Source organism: Corallococcus sp. Z5C101001, from assembly GCF_007352635.1.
GTDB lineage: Bacteria > Myxococcota > Myxococcia > Myxococcales > Myxococcaceae > Corallococcus > Corallococcus silvisoli.
Map to the genome: position 1 here is coordinate 225,351 of NZ_VKLU01000010.1, position 16,876 is coordinate 242,226.

Here is a 16,876-nt window from a genome sequence, read left to right on the forward strand (position 1 = left end):
TCTGGCGCCGTGGACCGTGCGGCGCCCTGACTGGCAAAGCGCGCTGTTCTAACGTTGCGAAATGCCGCTGTCGGTGCGCTCCCGACGGTGGATGGTGGAGACATCAATCCCCAGCAGCTCCGCCGCCCGTGTCTTGTTGCCTCCACAGCGTGCGACCACCCAGGCGATGTATTCACCTTCAAGCTGCCGCAGCGGGACCACCTGCCCATGGGCCGCGGCCAACGGGTGGAGCTCCGGTGCGCCCTCGGATGTGTTCAGCCGCAACATTCCCAGGTCCACGGTGGGCTGCGCGCCCAGGACCACCAACCGCTCCATCAGGTTTTCCAGCTCACGCACGTTTCCGGGCCACGGCATGCGCGTGAGCGCGGACACCACCTCCGGGGCCAGGGTGGTGACGGGGGAGCGCGGGTTGCGGATGCGCGCCTGGGCCACGAAGTGCTCCGCGAGCTTCGGGATGTCCTCCGTGCGCTCGCGCAGCGGCGGAATGCGCAGGGAGACCACATTGAGCCGGTAGAAGAGGTCCGCCCGGAAGCGCCCCTCCTTCACCCGCGCCTCCAGGTCCTGATGCGTGGCGGCGACGATGCGCACGTCCACCCGGCGTGAGCCGTCCGCCCCCACGGCGCGCACCTCTCCGTCCTGGAGGACGCGCAGGAGCTTCGCCTGGAGCTCCGGCGGCATGTCTCCAATCTCATCCAGGAAGAGCGTGCCTCCGTCGGCCTCCACGAAGAGGCCCCGGCGCGTGGTGGTGGCGCCGCTGAAGGCGCCCTTGAGGTGGCCGAACAGCTCGCTCTCCAGCAGGGCGTGGGGCAGGGCGGTGCAGTTGACCGCCACGAAGGGCTCCTCGCTCCGCGCCCCTTCCGAGTGCAGCGCCCGGGCCACCAGCTCCTTGCCGCTGCCGCTCTCGCCCCGGAGCAGCACGGGCGCTTCGGAGCAGGCCACGCGCTCGATGAGATCGTAGAGCGTGCGCATGGGCACGCTGTGGCCCAGCAGCGACCCCAAGCCGCTGCGCTGGGCCACCTGGCGCTTGAGGTCCCGGTGCTCGGCGCGCAGGCGCCGGGCGTCCAGCGCCCGCCCGACGTGGAGCAGCACCTCATCCAGGCGGAAGGGCTTGGTGAGGTAGTGGTAGGCGCCGCGCTTCATGGCCTCCACCGCGCTCTCCACCGCGCCGAAGGCGGTCATCAGCAGCACCGGCAGCTCCGGGTCGTGCTTCCTCGCCGCCGCGAGCACGTCCAGCCCGTCCACGTCCTCCATGCGCAAGTCACACAGCACGACGTCGTACAGGCGCGAGCGCAGCTGCGCGATGGCGTCCGCGCCGCTGGTCGAAAGGTCCACGCGGTAGCCCGCGTCCGTGAGCGGATCTCTCAACATCTGTCCCATCTCCTCGTGGTCATCCACCACGAGGATGTGCGCGCTAGACGGCATGTCGCTCCTCCCAATTGGGGGCGGCGGCCACCGGCCACCGCAGCGTGACGACGGTGCCTCGCCCGGGCTCGCTGTCGACCCCGATCTGACCACCGTGATTGCGGACGATCTGCGCCACCACGCTCAGGCCCAGGCCCGTGCCCTGGCCCCGCTTCTTGGTGGTGAAGAACGGGTCGAAGACCTGGTGCAGGTGCTCCGGCGCGATTCCCCGGCCATCGTCCTGGATACGGATCTCCACCATCTCCAGCGTCGGGGTGTCTCCCCCCGCGAAGGCGGTCGCGCTCACCTTCACGCGGCCTCCTTCGCTGCACGCGTCGCAGGCGTTGAGCGCGAGGTTGAGCAGCACCTGCTGCAGCTGATCCGCGTCCGCCGAGAGGCAGGGCAGGCGCTCCGGCACGTCGAGCTCGAAGTGCACGTGCCGGCGCTCGGCCTCCATGTCGAGCAGCTCCTGGAGGCCGCGAACCACGGGCGCCAGCGGGACCGCCGCGGCCCGGGCCGGCTGGAGGCGCGAGAGGTCCAGCAGCTGACGGATGATGCGGCTCACCCGGTCGATCTGCGTGACGATGGCGTTGAGGCCCCGGCCCTGGGGATGCTCCGTGCCGCCCACCTTCTGGAGCATGTATTCCGCGTGGCCCCGGATGATCCCCAGCGGCGTGCCGATCTCGTGGGCCACGCCCGCGGCGAGCACGCCCACCGTGGCCAGCTTCTCCGCGCGGAGCAGCTGATCCTCCAGCATGCGCACGTTGCTCAGGTCCTCCAGCACCAGCAGCGTGCTCACCTCGCCATCGCCGTGCTCCAGCGGCACGGCGTGGACGTTGTACTGGTCCTTCTCGTTGAAGAGGCTGAGCGGTTCGCCGTGCAGGCTGCGCACGACCCCCACGGCGCGCGCGGAGGTCACCAGCGCGGCCAGCCGCTGCACCGCCGCGGTGGGGGCGCTGGGGAAGGCCTCGGTGAGCGTGCTGCCCACCGCGCTGGGCGGCAGCCGCGCACGCAGCGCCTGGTTCACGCCGCTGATGCGGCCCTCGTGGCTCAGGGCGAGGATGCCGGTGGGGATGTGGTCCAGGATCTTCTGCGTCTTCTCATGCAGGTGCGCGAAGCGCGCGGCGTGGCGGCGGCTCTCGTGCAGCGCCACGGCCCGGCGGTTGGCGAGCACCACGTAGGTTCCGAACGCGGTGAGGAACACCGCGATGAGGAGCGCCGCCAAGGACAGCCGCAGCACCAGGGTGCGCTCGTGGGAGCGCAGCGCGCTGGTGGAGGACAGCGTCGCCACGGACCATGACGCCTCGTCGCGCATGCGCAGCGGCCGGAAGCTGGCCACCGCGTCCGCGGACCCCAGGCCGAGCCGCTGCGCCTCCGCTTCGGGGATCCGCAGCGTCCCCGAGGCCCCCGCGCGCATGTGCTCCTCCAGCGCGCGCAGGCCCGGCACGAGCGTCCCCTCGGGCTCCGACAGACGCCGGTGCCATGCCACCAGGCCCGGGTCGCTCATGGGCGCGGGCATGCCGTGGGCGCCGAGCAGCAACAGGCGGGTGTTCTCGTCCACCGTCACCATGCGCAGCGGCGCGAACAGGGGTTCGGTGTCCACGAGGATGGCGACGGTGCCTCGACCCTCCGGCGCCTCGGAGTCGATGCGGGTGGCGAAGACCCGCATCCATCCGGAGGTGGCGCCCTCGATGGGATACGAGGGGATGACGTAGCCCGGGGGGGACTCCAGCGCCTGGCGCGCGGTGTCCGCCAGGGCCGGGGGATGGACGGCCTCCTTCGACAGGTGGCGCGACTTGTGGTCCACCAGGAACAGGCGCTCGGCGCCGTCCGGGCCATGCACGGCGATGGCCCGGTACTGGCCCACGGACTCCAGCAGGGCGCGCAGCTCGTTGTGGTGGTCCCCGGTGGAGCCCGGCTGGGCGAGCAGCTCGCTCGCGAAGCGCAGGTTGTCTCCCAGGTCCTCGAGCGACCGGGCCACGCCGCTGGCCGCCTCGTCGAGCTGCGCCTGCCGGTCCCGGCCGAACTGCTCCACCAGCGCCTGCCGGTCCCGCTGGATGAACCACACGGCTCCGCCCGCCACGCTGGCCAGGGCGATGAGCAGCAGGAGGAGGGGGGCGAGGAGGCGGCGCATGGGGCAGGAGTCCCCACAACGCAAGGCCCGGGCCAGCCGTTCCCCCAGGGGCAAAGTGCCTCTGTCGCCAGGGGACCGCCGCAAATCACCACACCGGGCTGGCACTTTGCCGGGCCCCGCTCGCGAAGGCCCGCCCCCCGGGCTTGCGCTAGAGTGGCCGCCCCCTGATCAGGAACCGAGCCGGAACATGAGCCAGCCCCTCCATGACATCCCCCTGAAGTCCATTGACGGCGCGCCCCGGACCCTTGGCCAGTACAAGGGCAAGGTGCTGCTGGTGGTGAACGTGGCCTCCAAGTGTGGCCTCACCCCCCAGTACGAGGGCCTGCAGAAGCTCTACGCGAGCAAGCAGGGCCAGGGCCTGGAGGTGCTGGGCTTCCCGGCGAATGACTTCCTGGGCCAGGAGCCGGGCTCCGAGGCGGAGATCCAGCAGTTCTGCACCACGAGCTATGACGTGACCTTTCCGCTGTTCTCGAAGGTCTCCGTCGTCGGCAAGGACAAGCACCCGCTGTACCACGCGCTGACGGACGCCATCTCCGATGCCACGGGCGAGGGCCCGATGCGCGCGCGCCTCAAGGGCTACGGCATCGAAGCCAACCCGAGGCCGGAGGTGCAGTGGAACTTCGAGAAGTTCCTTATCGGACGCGATGGCCGGGTCGCGGCCCGCTTCGCCCCGGACGTGGCGGCGGACGACCCGCGGCTGCTCCAGGCCATCGAAGGCGAGCTGGCGAAGCCGGCCTGACGTCAGGACCCTGGCGGGGGCTCGGGCGCTGCCCGTGCCCCATCGCCGGGCCCCGGGTCAGTGTCCCTGGGGAGGTGGTGCCGGGGTGCGTCCGCAGGCGCGATTGGCCGGGACCGCGACGTCGATGCGCTGGGGCTTGGGCAGGTGAAGGGTCTCCATGGTGTGGATGAACTCCTCGAGGCTCTGGCCCGCGAGCCGTGGGTTGTAGCGCTTCTCCTCGGCGATGCTCGTCACCGTGTGGCCGTGGTAGTCATGCGCGGGGTAGACGAGCGTTTCGTCGGGCAGCGAGAAGAGGACGCGGGTGATGGAGTCGTGGAGCTGGCTCGCGCTCCCGTTCTGGAAGTCGGTGCGGCCGTTGCCGCGCACCAGCAGGGCATCCCCGGTGAAGACGCGGTCCTCCAGCAGGTAGCTGACGCTGTCGTCGGTGTGGCCCGGCGTGGCGAGCACCCGGAAGAAGATGCTCGGGCCCACGCGCACCTCGTCCCCGTGATGGAGCTGGAGGTCCGCGCAGGCGGCTCCTCCGGCCCCGCTGGCCACCGTGCACCGCGTGCGCTCCCGCAGCAGGCCCGACGCGGTGACGTGGTCGGCGTGCACGTGGGTGTCGAAGACGTAGGTGAGCTTGAGGCCCAGCTCGCCCACCAGCTTCAGGTCCCGGTCGACCTGTTCCCGGACGGGGTCGATGAGGACGGCCTGCCCGGTGGAAGCGTCGCCGATGAGGTAGGTGTAGGTTGACGACTCGGAATCAAAAAGCTGTCGGAAGATCATCTCGAAACCTCCTGTCGGTGAGAGCCAGGGGATGGGGAAGGGGATTCCGCGGCGCATTTCGTGCGAATCCCTGGACTGGAAAGCAGGCTCCAAGTGCACATGGACTCCTCCTTCGCGCTTCCGCTGCTGGGCGGGGCGCTCATCGGCCTGAGTGCCTCCTTGCTGCTGCTCGCCCACGGACGGGTGGCGGGCATCAGCGGGGTGGTGGCCTCGCTCCTGGCTCCTGTCAAAGGTGACATCTCCTGGCGCGCGCAGTTCCTGGGCGGCCTGCTGGCAGGCGGCCTGCTGCTGGCGCGGTCGCGCCCGGGGACGTTCGCCCTTCCGGAGCCGCTGGACGGGGGCCGAGTGCTCCTGCTCGCCTTGGCCGGGCTGTTGGTGGGCTTGGGTTCACGGCTGGGCAGTGGATGCACCAGCGGGCACGGCGTCTGCGGCCTCAGCCGGGGCTCGCCACGTTCGCTCGTGGCCACGCTCACCTTCATGGCCACCGGCATCCTCACCGTCTTCCTCAGCCGTCATGTCTTCTGAGGCGCACCCCATGCGACCCTCTCTCGCCGCGTTCCTCAGTGGGCTGCTCTTCGCCGTGGGCCTGGGCCTGGGCGGTATGACCGACCCCTCCAACGTCCTGGGCTTCCTCGACGTCGCGGGGGACTGGGACTTCCGGCTGGCGTTCGTGATGGGGGGCGCTGTCGCCGTGCACGCGGCGCTGCGGCCCCTCATCCTGCGGCGGGCGCGGCCCCTGTTCGCTCCTGCGTTCCCTGTGTTCTCCCTCCAACGGGTGGATGCACGGCTCGTCGGGGGCGCGGCCCTGTTCGGCGTGGGGTGGGGGCTCGCGGGCTACTGCCCCGGACCCGCGCTCGCGTCGCTGGGCCAGGGGGGACCGGCGCTGCTCGTCTTCGTGTCCTCCATGCTGGGCGGGATGGCGCTCGCCCGGTGGGTGGCCCCGGAGCGCGGCGCCGGAGATGACGCGCGGGGCCAGGAGCGCCCAGCCTCCGGCGCGGAGCCTCGCCATGTCTCATCCTGAGGGGAGGCCGCGCACCCGGGCGACGTGCCGGGCGCGTGAGGAGGAGGCCGGCGGGTGATGAGACCCCGGACCGAGGTGGAGCTGATGGAGGCTGCTCGCGCTGGAGACGCCGGGGCGTTGGAGGAGCTCCTCTGCCGCCATGAGCAGCAGGTGTATCGCTTTGGCCTGCGCATGTGCGGCTCCGAGGAGGACGCCCGGGATGTGCTCCAGGAGACACTGCTCGCGGCCTTTCGCGGCCTGCACACCTTCCGGGGCGAGGCGGCGCTGTCCACGTGGCTGTACCAATTGGCCCGGACGTACTGTGGCCGGTTGCGCCGCCTGCGCGCCGGGATGCCTGCCGCGTTCGAGCCGCTGGATGCGCCCGCGGCCGCGCAAGTGGCGGCGGACGAGGCGACTCCGGACAGGGCCTCCCTCGCGCGGCAGATGGGAGAGGTGTTGCAGGCCGCCATCCTCGCGTTGCCCGAGGAGCAGCGCGAGGCGCTGACGCTTCGGGACGTGGAGGGGCTCACGGCGGAGGAGGCGGCGCGGGTCGTGGGCATCGAGGTGCGGGCCCTCAAGAGCCGGCTGCACCGCGCCCGGGTCCAGCTTCGTGCGCACGTGGTGACGCTGTTGGGGGAGGGCGCCCAGCCGGACGCGCCGGGGTGCGCGGAGCTGGCGCGGGAGCTGTCGGAGTACGTCGCGCGGGACGTGGATCAAGCCACCTGCGCGCGCCTGGAGGCGCACCTGTCGCGGTGCCCTCGCTGTGCGCGGGCGCATGGGGCGCTCAAGCGCTCGGTGTCCCTGTGCCGGAGCATCCCCGGGGACGCCGTGCCGGCCCCGGTGCGCTCGGCGGTGCGACAGGCGCTGGCCCGCGCGCTGGCGGACTGAGGCCCTCGCGCGTCATCGCGTTCCCGACGGTCGGGGGGCACGGACGTTGGCTGGACGGCGCTGGGCTCAGGGACTGCTCGACGCTGGAGGCCGCCCGTGCGAGCGTCGCGCCCCGTGACACCCTACGACAAGATCTTCGAGAACAACCAGCGCTGGGCGGAGGAACAGCTCCGCGCGGACCCTGACTATTTCACCAAGCTGTCGGTGTCGCAGCAGCCGGACTTCCTCTACATCGGATGTTCGGACAGCCGCGTCCCCGCGAACCAGATCATGGGCCTGGCGCCCGGTGACGTGTTCGTGCACCGCAACGTCGCCAACCTGGTCAACAACGTCGACCTCAACGTGATGTCGGTCATCAACTACGCCGTCCGGCAGTTGGACGTGAAGCACATCATCGTCTGTGGCCACTATGGCTGCGGCGGGGTGCGGGCGGCGATGCAGCCCAAGGACCTGGGCATCCTCAACCCCTGGCTGCGCAACATCCGAGACGTGTACCGCTTCCACAAGCAGGAGCTGGACACCATCCAGGACGAGACCCGGCGCTATGAACGCCTGGTGGAGCTCAACGTCCTGGAGCAGAGCATCAACATCATCAAGACAGCCGCCGTGCAGAAGTCCTATCTGACGCGGGGCTTCCCCATCGTGCACTCGTGGGTGTTCGACCTGCGCAACGGCATCCTCCAGGACCTGAAGCTCGACTTCGTGCAGACGCTCCACAACATCCAGGAGGTCTACGACCTCACGAAGGAGTGAGGGCCCGGCAAGGAAGGCAGGCGTGTCGGGGACCGCGGCTCCTGGCAGGATGGCCAGGAGGAGCGTGCCCTGGATGATCGCGTGCGTGGACGTGGACTACCGGCGGGAGTGCACCGTGGCCGCGTGCCTCCTTTTCCGTGACTGGGCGGACGCGTGCGAAGCCGGGCGGCAGGTCGAACGCGGCCCGCCGGCGGAGGAGTACGTGCCGGGCGAGTTCTTCCGCCGGGAGCTGCCCCACCTGCTGCGCGTGCTCGGCGCCGTGGCGGAGCCGCTGGAGACGGTGGTCATCGACGGGTACGTGTGGCTGGGCGAGGCGCGGCCCGGCCTGGGCGCCCACCTGTACGAAGCGCTGGGGCGGCGCGTCCCGGTGGTGGGCGTCGCGAAGCGCTCCTTTCACGACAACACCCTGGCCGTGCCGGTGCTCCGCGCCCGGAGTCAGCGTCCGTTGTTCGTCACGGTCGCGGGCTTGGACGCGGCGGTCGCGGCGGCTTGCGTCCAGCGCATGCACGGCGACGCGCGTTTCCCCACCTTGCTCCGTCGCGTGGACCGGCTGTGCCGCGAAGCGTGAGCGCGCCGGAGTGAAACACGCCCGGCGGCCCCGGGCCTCGGATGACCCCGGCCGCCAACGGGCACGGTCGATAACAAAGACGACCTTGGGATACGCGCCAGCCGGGCGGGCACGCACGACGTGTCGAGCAGGTGCTGGGCCATGGTCATCCGCATCCGCGTCGTCTTCGACAGTCAGTCCTTGAGACGTCTCTCGGCGCTGTCGCCATGCAGGCGACGGTCTTTCGTCGTTCGAAACAACGCCGCCGGAAAGCGACGGTTGTATCGGGTTCGTGAAGGGCGGATGTGTCGTCATGAATGTGATTCAGTGTCGAGCCCTGTCGTGGCGTTGAGGTGCATGGATTGTGTGGCTCGAAATCTCAATCCAGTGGTCACGATTATCAGTCGCTCCAGGGGGCCGGGTCCGGCGTCCCAGCGGGTATGTCTGGAGATGCCGCCCCACCCCGAGGGTCAGGTCGGGGAACCCCGTGGGAGGGTGGGGACACCTGGGGTAGGTAGGGAGGCGTCTTCGTACTGGCGGAGGTGTGCGCGCCTATCCGGACGCGAGGGCTGAAGAGGGTGGTTCCGCGTACGCAATCCGGCCCTGCCGGCGGATGGTGTGCACGGGAGTGTGCGCAGGTTGCCGTGGACCTTCGTACCAAGGGATTCCATCCCACTCGGGAGCAATTGAGCGTGGGCATGCTACCCTGGACGTCCTGCCCCAGAGGAGGAAATGACATTGCCCTTGGCTTGCGAGTGATGACCGGGTTGGTAGGAATTGGCTGTCTCAGGTCCATGAAACGCTGTCAACGTGTCGTTGATATTGGTGTCGGCTGGGCGCTCTTTGGTGTGCTGTGATTGGGCGGATCAGGGCTCTGGCGGGAGGCATCTGTCACGCGCGTGCCCCATGGGGCATCGTCCGGCACTCGGGTCTGGAGTTCTCGTTCCAGAATCGCGCGGGTTGAGATGTGATTTTAATTTTATCGGGTGGGTGTGTCTATCTTCTCCGATATAGACCCAAAAGGCAGTTGCTGGAGTTGGGGGCGGGTTCCAGCTTCCGGCTCGCAAGCAATTGAGGCATTCAGCCGTGGCGGGAGCCGGGTGCTCCCGGGGACGTCCATTCCCGCTTGCGAGGACGTCACGGTGGCGTGCCCCTGGAGGAGCGGAGCGCAATGGCGAGCGACGCGAAGGAAATGAAGGACGTGCGGGTCACCGGGGAGGGAAGCGTGGGGCCGGAGGTGGCGCCTCCGCTGGGCTTGTTCGAGGCGAGCATGCGTCGGACGTAGCCCACGCTCCTGTCGGGCGTCACAGGCCCTGATTTGAGGGGCCTCCGCCCCCCTGGCGGCGGTCCCTCCTCGGCCAGCGTCGCCGCGCATCGAAGTGGCTCCTGGCCGGGAGCCAGGATGCCGGTGCACGCGCCCCGGTGTCCGCCCCCGCCGCTCCTTCCACTCCTCACGGTCTCAACCGCCCCGGCCCCGCTGGCCGGTCCCCTCATTCCAGTCGTGTGTCCGCATCAGGCGGGCCGCGCTGAAGGAAGCCTTTCCATGTCCGCTCATCCGTCCCCGTCATTCTCTGCCGCACCCCATGTCTGGCGCGGCGCCCAGGGAGCCCTCTTCCGCGAGGATGCGCCCGGCGCCTGGGGCCTCTTTGGTGACTGGGTGCCCTATGTCCTGGCGACTCGCCTCCGGGCGCTCATCGAACTGCGCTGGATGCGCTTCCCGGCCGCGGGGCAGGCGACGCTGGTCGCATCGCTGCTGGCGAAGCGCTCCCTTCCGACGCCGCTGGTGTGGAGGACGGTGGATGCAGCCGCCTTGGAGCGGGAGCGTCCGGCGGTGGAGGCCGCGGTGCTCGCGCGGTTGAGAGAGGTGGTGCCCCCGGCGCTCAAGGCGGTGTTCCTGGCGGCCGAGACCTTCAGCGAGCCTCGCGTCGTGCGCCAGCTGGCGGCGCTGGGGCTGGACTACGTCGTCAGGGTGGCGCCGGACACGGAGGTGTTCCACGCCACGGAAGGCCGCCGCCCCGCCGCGGCCTGGACGCCGGAGTCGATGCGCCCGGGGCGCGTGCTGGACGTGCGGCTCACCCCCGAACAGATCCCCGTGGCGGCACTCGTCTGCGCGAAGAAGGGGGCGCTCCACACGCCGTGGTGCCTGGCCACGAGCCTGCGCTCCACGCCCGCGAAGACGGTCCTGGATTTCGCCGCGCGGCTGGGCGGGCCGGCCCCGGAGCTCCTGTCTCCGGAATGGCTCCACCGGATGGGCCTGGCCCCCGCGGGGCCTCACCCGCCCGGGCAGCGGGACCGGCTGGTGCTGCTGGGCGCGCTCATCGCGGAGCTGCTCACGGTGCTGGGCGCGGTGGGCGGGAGCCTGGGGTTGTCCCGTCCGGGCGCCGGACCGCCGCCCGACAAGGGAGGGCGCACGCTCTTCCAGCAGGGGTGCATCTACTACCAGGCCCTGCCCCTGATGCCGGGCGCGCAGGCACGCCAACTGGTGGCGGCGCTCCAGCGGCACCTGGATGACAAGCCCGCCTTCAGGGAGCTGCTGGCCGCCTTGTGAGGCATTGCCCTGGAGGCGGCGTGGCGCCCGCGCCCTGGGGGTTGCATTTCTCGTTTGTGTTTTTGTGTCGCGGTTCTTTCTTGGGTCGGTGTGAGGAAATACGAAAATGATGGATTCGAAGCGTGGATGGGATGGGGTGGGGCGGGGTGGTTTTTCGCGGATGGGTAATCCCAGTCGGGATTCGCAGGGGCTCCTGGAGCCCTTCGTTCCGGACGCCCTGACGCAGGACGATGTGTCGACGCGGCTGGGGTATCAGCGCGTGGGGTACCGGGGCGATGGGTTGGGAGGGAACCTTTCCTATACATCCGTGCGCGTGGGGCGGCCTGTCTATAATTCGTATTCCCGGACGGAGCGGCGGCCGCAGTTGTCCGCGTGTGTTTCGGACCTGGGCATGGAGGACGGCCGGCCGGTGGGCCTGCGTGAGCCGCGCTTCTTCGGGCGGGGGTTCGATGTCTCGCGCCTGCCGCCCACGGCGTATGACCGGCTCGTGTTCGGGGCGCTGGGCATCGTGGGGGACGCGGGGCCCCGCGCTTCGCAGATCCGCAAGCACGCCCGGGGCTCTCAGCTGGACCGCCGTGGACGCATCACCATCGTGGACTACCTCCAGGACGTGGCGTCGTTCCCGTTCCAGGGAATGGCCATGGCGAAGGTGGGGGCCAGCCTCTCCAACTACCACGCGCTGTACTTCTCCCAGGACCGGGCCCTGGGCATCCTGGGGGGCTTGAGGAACCTTCAGCTGCAGGCCGCGGCGCGAGGACATCCGTTGGAGCTGGCCTTCTCCGTGGGGGGATGGCTGATGTCCGGCCACTTCTCCGGGATGGCGGCCAGCGCCCGGGAGCGCGCGGAGTTCATCTCCAGCGTCCTGGAGATGTTCTCCCTCTTCCCGATGTTCTCCTCGGTGGACCTGGACTGGGATTGCCTGGGGGGCGGGCGGCTGGAGAGCGACGAGTCGTCCAAGGACGACGGCGCGAACTATGTCCGGCTGGTGGGGGAGTTGCGGGCGGCGCTGGACTCGGCGCGGAGCCTGGGCCGCAAGGAGATCTCCATCGCGGCGAGCTGCGACCTCGCGAAGCTGCGGATGGCGAACGTGCCGGCGCTTCGGGAGGTGGGGCTGGACCGGGTGTATCTGAAGGGCTTCGACTTCTTCAGCACCGGGACGTCGCGCGCCATCGCGCACCACGCGAACCTCAAGCGCTACCCGGGCTCCATGCACTCCATCGAGCTGGCCGTGGACTTCCTCGTGTCGCGCAAGGTGGAGCCGGCCTGTCTTCACCTGGGGTACGCCGCGCAAGGACAGGCCGCCGCGGGGGCCAGCCGGGATTCGCTCCAGTACAACGCGGAAGGCGCCGCGCTGGGCACCTTCGAGGCGGGCGTGGTGGAGCTGTACGATCTGCTGCGCAACCAGGTGGACTTCTCCGCCCGGCCCCCCGTGGGCCGCAATGGCTTCGAGCTGTGCACGGACAGCTGGGCGGACGCGGACTATCTCTACAGCGAGGAGGCGCGGCAGCTCATCACCCTGGACACGCCGCGCACGGTGAAGGCGAAGGCGGAGTTCGTCGCCGCGAACGGGCTGGGGGGCATGTTCTGCGGGGGCGCGCACCAGGACACCGGGCTGCTCCACAACGCCGCGCGCGAGGGGTTGGGCGCCCAGACGCTGCACACCGTGTTCGACATGGCCCCCACGTATGTCCCCGGTCAGGTGCGCCCGCTGGGGCCTGTCGTCCGGGATGCGCGTCCGCACGGGGAGGTGGCGGGCGGCGTCTCCGCGCCCTGACAGGTGAATCCGCCCGGGGTAAAGGGGCGGGATGAACGATGTGAACCTGGTGGAGATCGCAAGGCGGTTCGAGCGAAAGCAGGCGACCGGCGCGGTGGCGTTGGCGACGGAGTCCGCGCCGCTGGCCGACGGCTGGATGGCGTTTGGCGGCGTGGGCGCCTACGTGAACAAGTCGTGCGGCTATGGCTACGACCGGGAGGTGACGGGGGCGGAGCTGGACGCGCTGGTGGACTTCTTCTCCTCGCGCGGGGTGGAGCCGAAGGCGGAGCTGAGCCCCTTCACGCCGCCGGCCCTGCTCCGGGGGCTGGCGGACCGAGGCTTCGTGCTGCGCGAGTTCGAGACGGTGCTGTACCGGCCGCTTCGCGCGGGGGCCGGCCGGGTCTCCCAGGGGCAGGGGGCGCCAGCGGGGTTGCGCATCGAGCGGGTGGACCCGTCCGACGAGGCGGCCGTGCGCCGGTTCGTGGAGGTCGCCAACAGTGGCTTCGTCCCCGAAGGCGAGGCGATGCCAGAGGTGTTCTTCGAGCTGGGCCTGAAGGGGGCACGCGCCCCCAACACGGACTCGTTCGTGGCGTGGCTGGAGGGCGTCGCCGTGGGGGCTGGAGGCTGCGAGTCGAGCGAAGGGCTCACGTCCCTGTTCGGCACGTCGGTGCTGCCCGCGTACCGGCGGCGCGGCATCCAGCAGGCGTTGATCTCCGCTCGGCTGGAGCGGGGCCTGGAGCGGGGCAGCGACCTGGCGGCCATCATGTCCGCGCCCGGCATCCCGACCGAGCGCAACGCCATGCGGATGGGGTTCCAGATGGCGTACTCCCGCGCCGTGCTGGTGAAGCCCGGCGCGGGGCTGGTGCCGTCGCCTTGAGCGAGGCGGGGTCGCCGTCCCGCGCCGCCCATGTTCCGGGCGCTGGGGCGGGCGCACCGACTCACGCGAGGGCGATGCGGCGGCCCTCCGCGTCGCTTTGGAGGGCCGCTTGGATGACTCGCACGGTCTGGCTCGCGCTCACGGCTGTCACGGGGACGGGCTCGCCGTGGAGGATGGCCGCGGCGAGCTGGCGATAGAACTGGCCGTAGTCGCCGGGCACGGTGGCGACGGTCTCTCCCGATGCCAGCAGCCGGCCATGGCGCGCGGCGGGCTCGCGACCGAAGTCCGGGTGGCCGGGGCGCAGGCCCGCTTCCAGCTGCCCCTCCTGTGGGTCCAGCTCGTGCTTCACGTACGCATCCCGGTCGCCCTGCAAGATGAAGCGGGGCCACGGTGCGTGCACCACCGAGCCGGAGTGCAGCAGCACGCGCAGCGCGCCGTAGCGAAGCACCAGGTGGAACCAGTCCGTGCCCTGCGCGCCGGGACGCTGTCTCCCCAGGTCCGCGGCCACCGACTCCGGCATGCCCAGGAGCTGCACGGCCTGATCCACCAGGTGGGCCCCCAGGTCCCACAGCGTGCCGCCGCCGGGCACATCCTGTTCCTTCCAGCGCGCCTTCACCTGCGGGCGGAGCCGGTCGAAGTGGCTCTCCAGGCTGTAGAGCGTCCCCAGCCGTCCCTGGGCCAGGAGCTGTCGCGCGGTGAGGAAGTCGCCGTCCCAGCGCCGGTTGTGGAAGACGGTGAGACACAGCCCACGCTCCCTCGCGAGCGCGTCCAGCCGCAGCGCCTGGTCCGCGTCGAGCGCGAAGGGCTTCTCCACCACCACGTGCTTGCCCGCGCGCAGGGCCTGTTCGGCGAGCGACGCGTGCATGTCATTGGGCGTGCACACGACGAGCACGTGCAGGTCCGGATCCGACAGGAGTGATTCCACCGTGCCCGTGCGGACGCCCGGCCAGTCGCGCGCCACGACCTCCGCGCGGCGCGAGGCCACGGCGGCCAGCTTGAACGCGGGCTCCGCGGCGATGAGCGGCCCGTGGAAGCGCGAGCCCGACAGGCCATAGCCGAGGAGACCCACACGCAACGGGGAGCCGGGGACGGGAGCGGATGTCATGGGCTCGGAGGCTAGCGGGAATCCGCCCTGGAGCGGATGGACACGAGGGCCTGTTGCTGGCGGCTTCCCAACACCCGCATCGGCCGTGGCGCGTTAGAGTCCGCCCCATGGACACCGTGCCCCTCATCGACGTCCGCGCCCTGGTCGACCCCACCTCGAGCCTCCAGGCCCGCCGAGAGGTCGCCGCGCGCATGGGCGCGGCGTGTCGGCACACCGGGTTCTTCTATGTCGTGGGGCACGGGGTGGACGTGGGGCTCCAGGCCCGGCTGGAGGCGCTGGCGCGGGACTTCTTCGCGTCCCCGGAGGAGGAGAAGCAGCGGGTGCGCATGTCGCTGGGCGGCCGGGCGTGGCGGGGCTTCTTCCCCGTGGGCGGGGAGCTCACGTCCGGCCGGCCGGACCGCAAGGAGGGGCTGTATTTCGGCACGGAGCTGCCGCCGGAGGATCCGCGCGTGCGCGCCGGCACGCCGCTGCACGGACCCAACCTGTTCCCCGCGCGACCCGAGGCGCTGCGTGGCGCGGTGCTGGACTACATGGCGGCGCTGACGTCGCTGGGGCACTCGCTGATGTCCGGCCTCGCGCTCAGCCTGGAGCTGGAGGCGGACCACTTCTCCCAGCGGTACATGGCGGACCCCACGGTGCTGTTCCGCATCTTCAACTACCCACCGGGCCCGGAGGTGGACGCCGAGGGGCTGCCGGTGTGGGGCGTGGGTGAACACACCGACTACGGCGTGCTCACCATCCTCAAGCAGGACGACGCGGGCGGGCTCCAGGTGAAGACGCGGCAGGATGGGCACACGCGCTGGGTGGACGCGCCGCCAGTGGAGGACGCGTTCGTGTGCAACATCGGTGACATGCTCGACCGGATGACCCGGGGCGTGTACCGCTCCACGCCGCACCGGGTGCTCAACCGCGCGGGCCGCGACCGGCTGTCGCTGCCGCTCTTCTTTGATCCGGACTGGACGGCGGAGATTCATGCCATCGACTCGCCGGTCTTGAGGGACGCGGGCGAGGACGACCACGCGGAGCGCTGGGACCGTCAGAGCGTCCACGCCTTCCGGGGCACGTACGGGGACTACCTGCTCGGCAAGGTGGGCAAGGTGTTCCCCGAGCTGCGCTCGGAGGTGCTGTCCCTCAGCGCGGACGCCGCGCCCTGAGGACCAGCTCCGGGCTGTCCAGCGTGAGGGGCTGGCCGTCCAGCCCGCCCCAGCAGCCCTCCACCCGCAGCCCGGCCTGCTCCAGCATGGCGCCCAGCTCGTGCGCGCAGAAGAGGCGGTAGTGGAAGCGCTGTTCGTACGTCTTGCCCGTCTTCAAATGCCGGCCGCTGTAGCGGCGGTGGTTGCGGCTGGTGAGCGGGTCGAAGCGGTTCTCCTCCCACCAGAGCAGGGTGTCGTCCTCTCCCCACTGGCGCGGGGGCTGGCGGATGGCGTGGTCGCGGTTGTCGGTTTGGATGAGGAGCTGGCCGTCGGGGGCCAGCGCGGCGAACGCGGAGCGCAGCGCCTCCAGGTGGGCCGCGTCGTCCTCCAGGAAGCCGAAGGAGGAGGAGAGCAGGATGACGGCGTCGTGGCCTCCCGTGGGGATGGCGCGCATGTCCGCCTCCACCCAGGTGAGCTGCGTTCCGTCGCGGAGCGCGCGCTCGCGGGCCATGCCCAGGCGTTCGGCGGACAGGTCCAGGCCGGTGACGCGGAAGCCTCGCCGGGCCAGCTCGTGCGCGTGGCGGCCATGTCCGCAGCACAGGTCCAGGATGTCCGCGCCGGGCTTCAGTTCCAGGAGGCGCAGGACCTGCTCCACCTCCCGCTCCGCGGTGGCATCGAGCGAGCGGTACCAGACCGCGTCGGTGATGGAGAAGGCGTCGCGGTACCACGGCGGGGTCGCGGACAGCACCAGCAGCTGTTGCTGGAGGTGCGGCAGGAACTCCGAGGCCAGGGGATCGCGCTGCGCGTCGGTGAGGTGGCGGGCGCCGCGCACCTGCCCCACGCACGTGGTCGCGCCACAATGGCAGGCGAAGGGCTCCGCCAGGGACCACTCGGTGGTCAGGTAGTTGATCGTGACCTCCTGACCCGCGGCGATCCCCGTCCGTGCCACGAGCTGGAGTTGGGCCGTCCCAGGAGCGGACTCCAGCCGGGCAGTGGGCTCGCACGCGTGGTTGAGGTCGCGCCAGGGGGAGTCCGGCGGCGCCTCCAGGTGGCGGTTGCGGCCCACCTGGAGCGTGTGACGTCCAGGCTCCGGGACCTGGAGGCCTTCCATGGCTTCGATGAGCACCTCTCCCGCCGCGATCACCCGTGTCGCCACCAGGCGGTTGCCAAACGGGCCCGCGGACCGGGCGAGCAGCGGAGACCTGGGCGGGCGCGGTGTCGAGCTCATGGCCA

Annotated in this window: 15 protein-coding genes; 10 read left to right on the plus strand and 5 right to left on the minus strand. The window is 70.8% G+C overall.

Annotated elements, in window-relative coordinates:
• Positions 1-48 precede the first annotated feature (48 nt).
• A complete protein-coding gene (locus FOF48_RS23330; protein ID WP_143904971.1) occupies positions 49-1,422 on the minus strand; it encodes a sigma-54 dependent transcriptional regulator in 1,374 nt (457 codons plus the stop codon).
• Entirely contained in the window at positions 1,412-3,535 is a 2,124-nt protein-coding gene (locus tag FOF48_RS23335; protein WP_143904972.1) for an ATP-binding protein, read from the minus strand. The genes FOF48_RS23330 and FOF48_RS23335 overlap by 11 nt, the downstream gene beginning before the upstream one ends.
• 187 nt (positions 3,536-3,722) lie before the next feature.
• Here FOF48_RS23335 and FOF48_RS23340 point away from each other — a divergent pair, with 187 nt between their 5' ends.
• Entirely contained in the window at positions 3,723-4,274 is a 552-nt protein-coding gene (locus FOF48_RS23340; protein ID WP_143904973.1) for a glutathione peroxidase, read from the plus strand.
• A gap of 57 nt (positions 4,275-4,331) precedes the next feature.
• Here FOF48_RS23340 and FOF48_RS23345 read toward each other — a convergent pair whose 3' ends face one another.
• On the minus strand, positions 4,332-5,039 hold the full coding sequence (locus FOF48_RS23345) for an MBL fold metallo-hydrolase (RefSeq protein WP_143904974.1): 708 nt from the start codon (positions 5,037-5,039) through the stop codon (positions 4,332-4,334).
• 99 nt (positions 5,040-5,138) lie between these two features.
• Between FOF48_RS23345 and FOF48_RS23350 the strand changes: the two genes are divergently transcribed.
• The 8 genes from FOF48_RS23350 (at position 5,139) to FOF48_RS23385 (ending at position 13,405) form a co-directional block, all read left to right on the plus strand.
• The gene (locus FOF48_RS23350; RefSeq protein WP_143904975.1) at positions 5,139-5,564 is read left to right on the plus strand and encodes a YeeE/YedE family protein; all 426 of its coding nucleotides are present in this window, start codon (positions 5,139-5,141) and stop codon (positions 5,562-5,564) included.
• 10 nt (positions 5,565-5,574) lie between these two features.
• Positions 5,575-6,060: a DUF6691 family protein gene (locus FOF48_RS23355; protein WP_235685810.1), complete on the plus strand. Its 486-nt coding sequence runs from the start codon at positions 5,575-5,577 to the stop codon at positions 6,058-6,060.
• Between the two features lie 57 nt (positions 6,061-6,117).
• Positions 6,118-6,927 carry a sigma-70 family RNA polymerase sigma factor gene (locus FOF48_RS23360; RefSeq protein WP_143904976.1) on the plus strand — a complete coding sequence of 270 codons (810 nt, stop codon included), beginning with the start codon at positions 6,118-6,120 and terminating at the stop codon, positions 6,925-6,927.
• 96 nt (positions 6,928-7,023) lie between these two features.
• A complete protein-coding gene (locus tag FOF48_RS23365; RefSeq protein ID WP_255442566.1) occupies positions 7,024-7,680 on the plus strand; it encodes a carbonic anhydrase in 657 nt (218 codons plus the stop codon).
• Positions 7,681-7,753: 73 nt separating this feature from the next.
• Positions 7,754-8,248, plus strand: a complete 495-nt coding sequence (locus FOF48_RS23370; RefSeq protein ID WP_143905126.1) for an endonuclease V — start codon at positions 7,754-7,756, stop codon at positions 8,246-8,248.
• Positions 8,249-9,770: 1,522 nt separating this feature from the next.
• Positions 9,771-10,775, plus strand: coding sequence for a hypothetical protein (locus FOF48_RS23375; RefSeq protein WP_143904977.1), 1,005 nt, complete (start codon positions 9,771-9,773; stop codon positions 10,773-10,775).
• A gap of 160 nt (positions 10,776-10,935) precedes the next feature.
• Complete coding sequence (locus FOF48_RS23380) at positions 10,936-12,549, plus strand: glycosyl hydrolase family 18 protein (protein WP_186002043.1); 1,614 nt, start codon at positions 10,936-10,938, stop codon at positions 12,547-12,549.
• 31 nt (positions 12,550-12,580) lie between these two features.
• The gene (locus FOF48_RS23385; protein ID WP_143904979.1) at positions 12,581-13,405 is read left to right on the plus strand and encodes a GNAT family N-acetyltransferase; all 825 of its coding nucleotides are present in this window, start codon (positions 12,581-12,583) and stop codon (positions 13,403-13,405) included.
• 61 nt (positions 13,406-13,466) lie between these two features.
• Here the strand turns inward: FOF48_RS23385 and FOF48_RS23390 are convergent, their stop codons facing one another.
• Positions 13,467-14,474, minus strand: a complete 1,008-nt coding sequence (locus tag FOF48_RS23390; RefSeq protein WP_255442594.1) for an oxidoreductase — start codon at positions 14,472-14,474, stop codon at positions 13,467-13,469.
• 143 nt (positions 14,475-14,617) lie between these two features.
• Here FOF48_RS23390 and FOF48_RS23395 point away from each other — a divergent pair, with 143 nt between their 5' ends.
• Entirely contained in the window at positions 14,618-15,664 is a 1,047-nt protein-coding gene (locus FOF48_RS23395; protein ID WP_143904981.1) for an isopenicillin N synthase family oxygenase, read from the plus strand.
• Here the strand turns inward: FOF48_RS23395 and FOF48_RS23400 are convergent.
• Positions 15,642-16,799, minus strand: coding sequence for a methyltransferase domain-containing protein (locus FOF48_RS23400; protein ID WP_255442567.1), 1,158 nt, complete (start codon positions 16,797-16,799; stop codon positions 15,642-15,644). The genes FOF48_RS23395 and FOF48_RS23400 overlap by 23 nt on opposite strands.
• Positions 16,800-16,876: the final 77 nt, after the last annotated feature.

What these genes read in the sequence shown, in the direction of transcription:
- FOF48_RS23330 (WP_143904971.1), bottom strand. Translation starts at nt 1,422, where the DNA reads ATGCCGTCTAGCGCGCACATCCTCGTGGTGGATGACCACGAGGAGATG.
- FOF48_RS23335 (WP_143904972.1), bottom strand. Translation starts at nt 3,535, where the DNA reads ATGCGCCGCCTCCTCGCCCCCCTCCTCCTGCTGCTCATCGCCCTGGCC.
- FOF48_RS23340 (WP_143904973.1), top strand. Translation starts at nt 3,723, where the DNA reads ATGAGCCAGCCCCTCCATGACATCCCCCTGAAGTCCATTGACGGCGCG.
- FOF48_RS23345 (WP_143904974.1), bottom strand. Translation starts at nt 5,039, where the DNA reads ATGATCTTCCGACAGCTTTTTGATTCCGAGTCGTCAACCTACACCTAC.
- FOF48_RS23350 (WP_143904975.1), top strand. Translation starts at nt 5,139, where the DNA reads ATGGACTCCTCCTTCGCGCTTCCGCTGCTGGGCGGGGCGCTCATCGGC.
- FOF48_RS23355 (WP_235685810.1), top strand. Translation starts at nt 5,575, where the DNA reads ATGCGACCCTCTCTCGCCGCGTTCCTCAGTGGGCTGCTCTTCGCCGTG.
- FOF48_RS23360 (WP_143904976.1), top strand. Translation starts at nt 6,118, where the DNA reads ATGAGACCCCGGACCGAGGTGGAGCTGATGGAGGCTGCTCGCGCTGGA.
- FOF48_RS23370 (WP_143905126.1), top strand. Translation starts at nt 7,754, where the DNA reads ATGATCGCGTGCGTGGACGTGGACTACCGGCGGGAGTGCACCGTGGCC.
- FOF48_RS23375 (WP_143904977.1), top strand. Translation starts at nt 9,771, where the DNA reads ATGTCCGCTCATCCGTCCCCGTCATTCTCTGCCGCACCCCATGTCTGG.
- FOF48_RS23380 (WP_186002043.1), top strand. Translation starts at nt 10,936, where the DNA reads ATGGGTAATCCCAGTCGGGATTCGCAGGGGCTCCTGGAGCCCTTCGTT.
- FOF48_RS23385 (WP_143904979.1), top strand. Translation starts at nt 12,581, where the DNA reads ATGAACGATGTGAACCTGGTGGAGATCGCAAGGCGGTTCGAGCGAAAG.
- FOF48_RS23395 (WP_143904981.1), top strand. Translation starts at nt 14,618, where the DNA reads ATGGACACCGTGCCCCTCATCGACGTCCGCGCCCTGGTCGACCCCACC.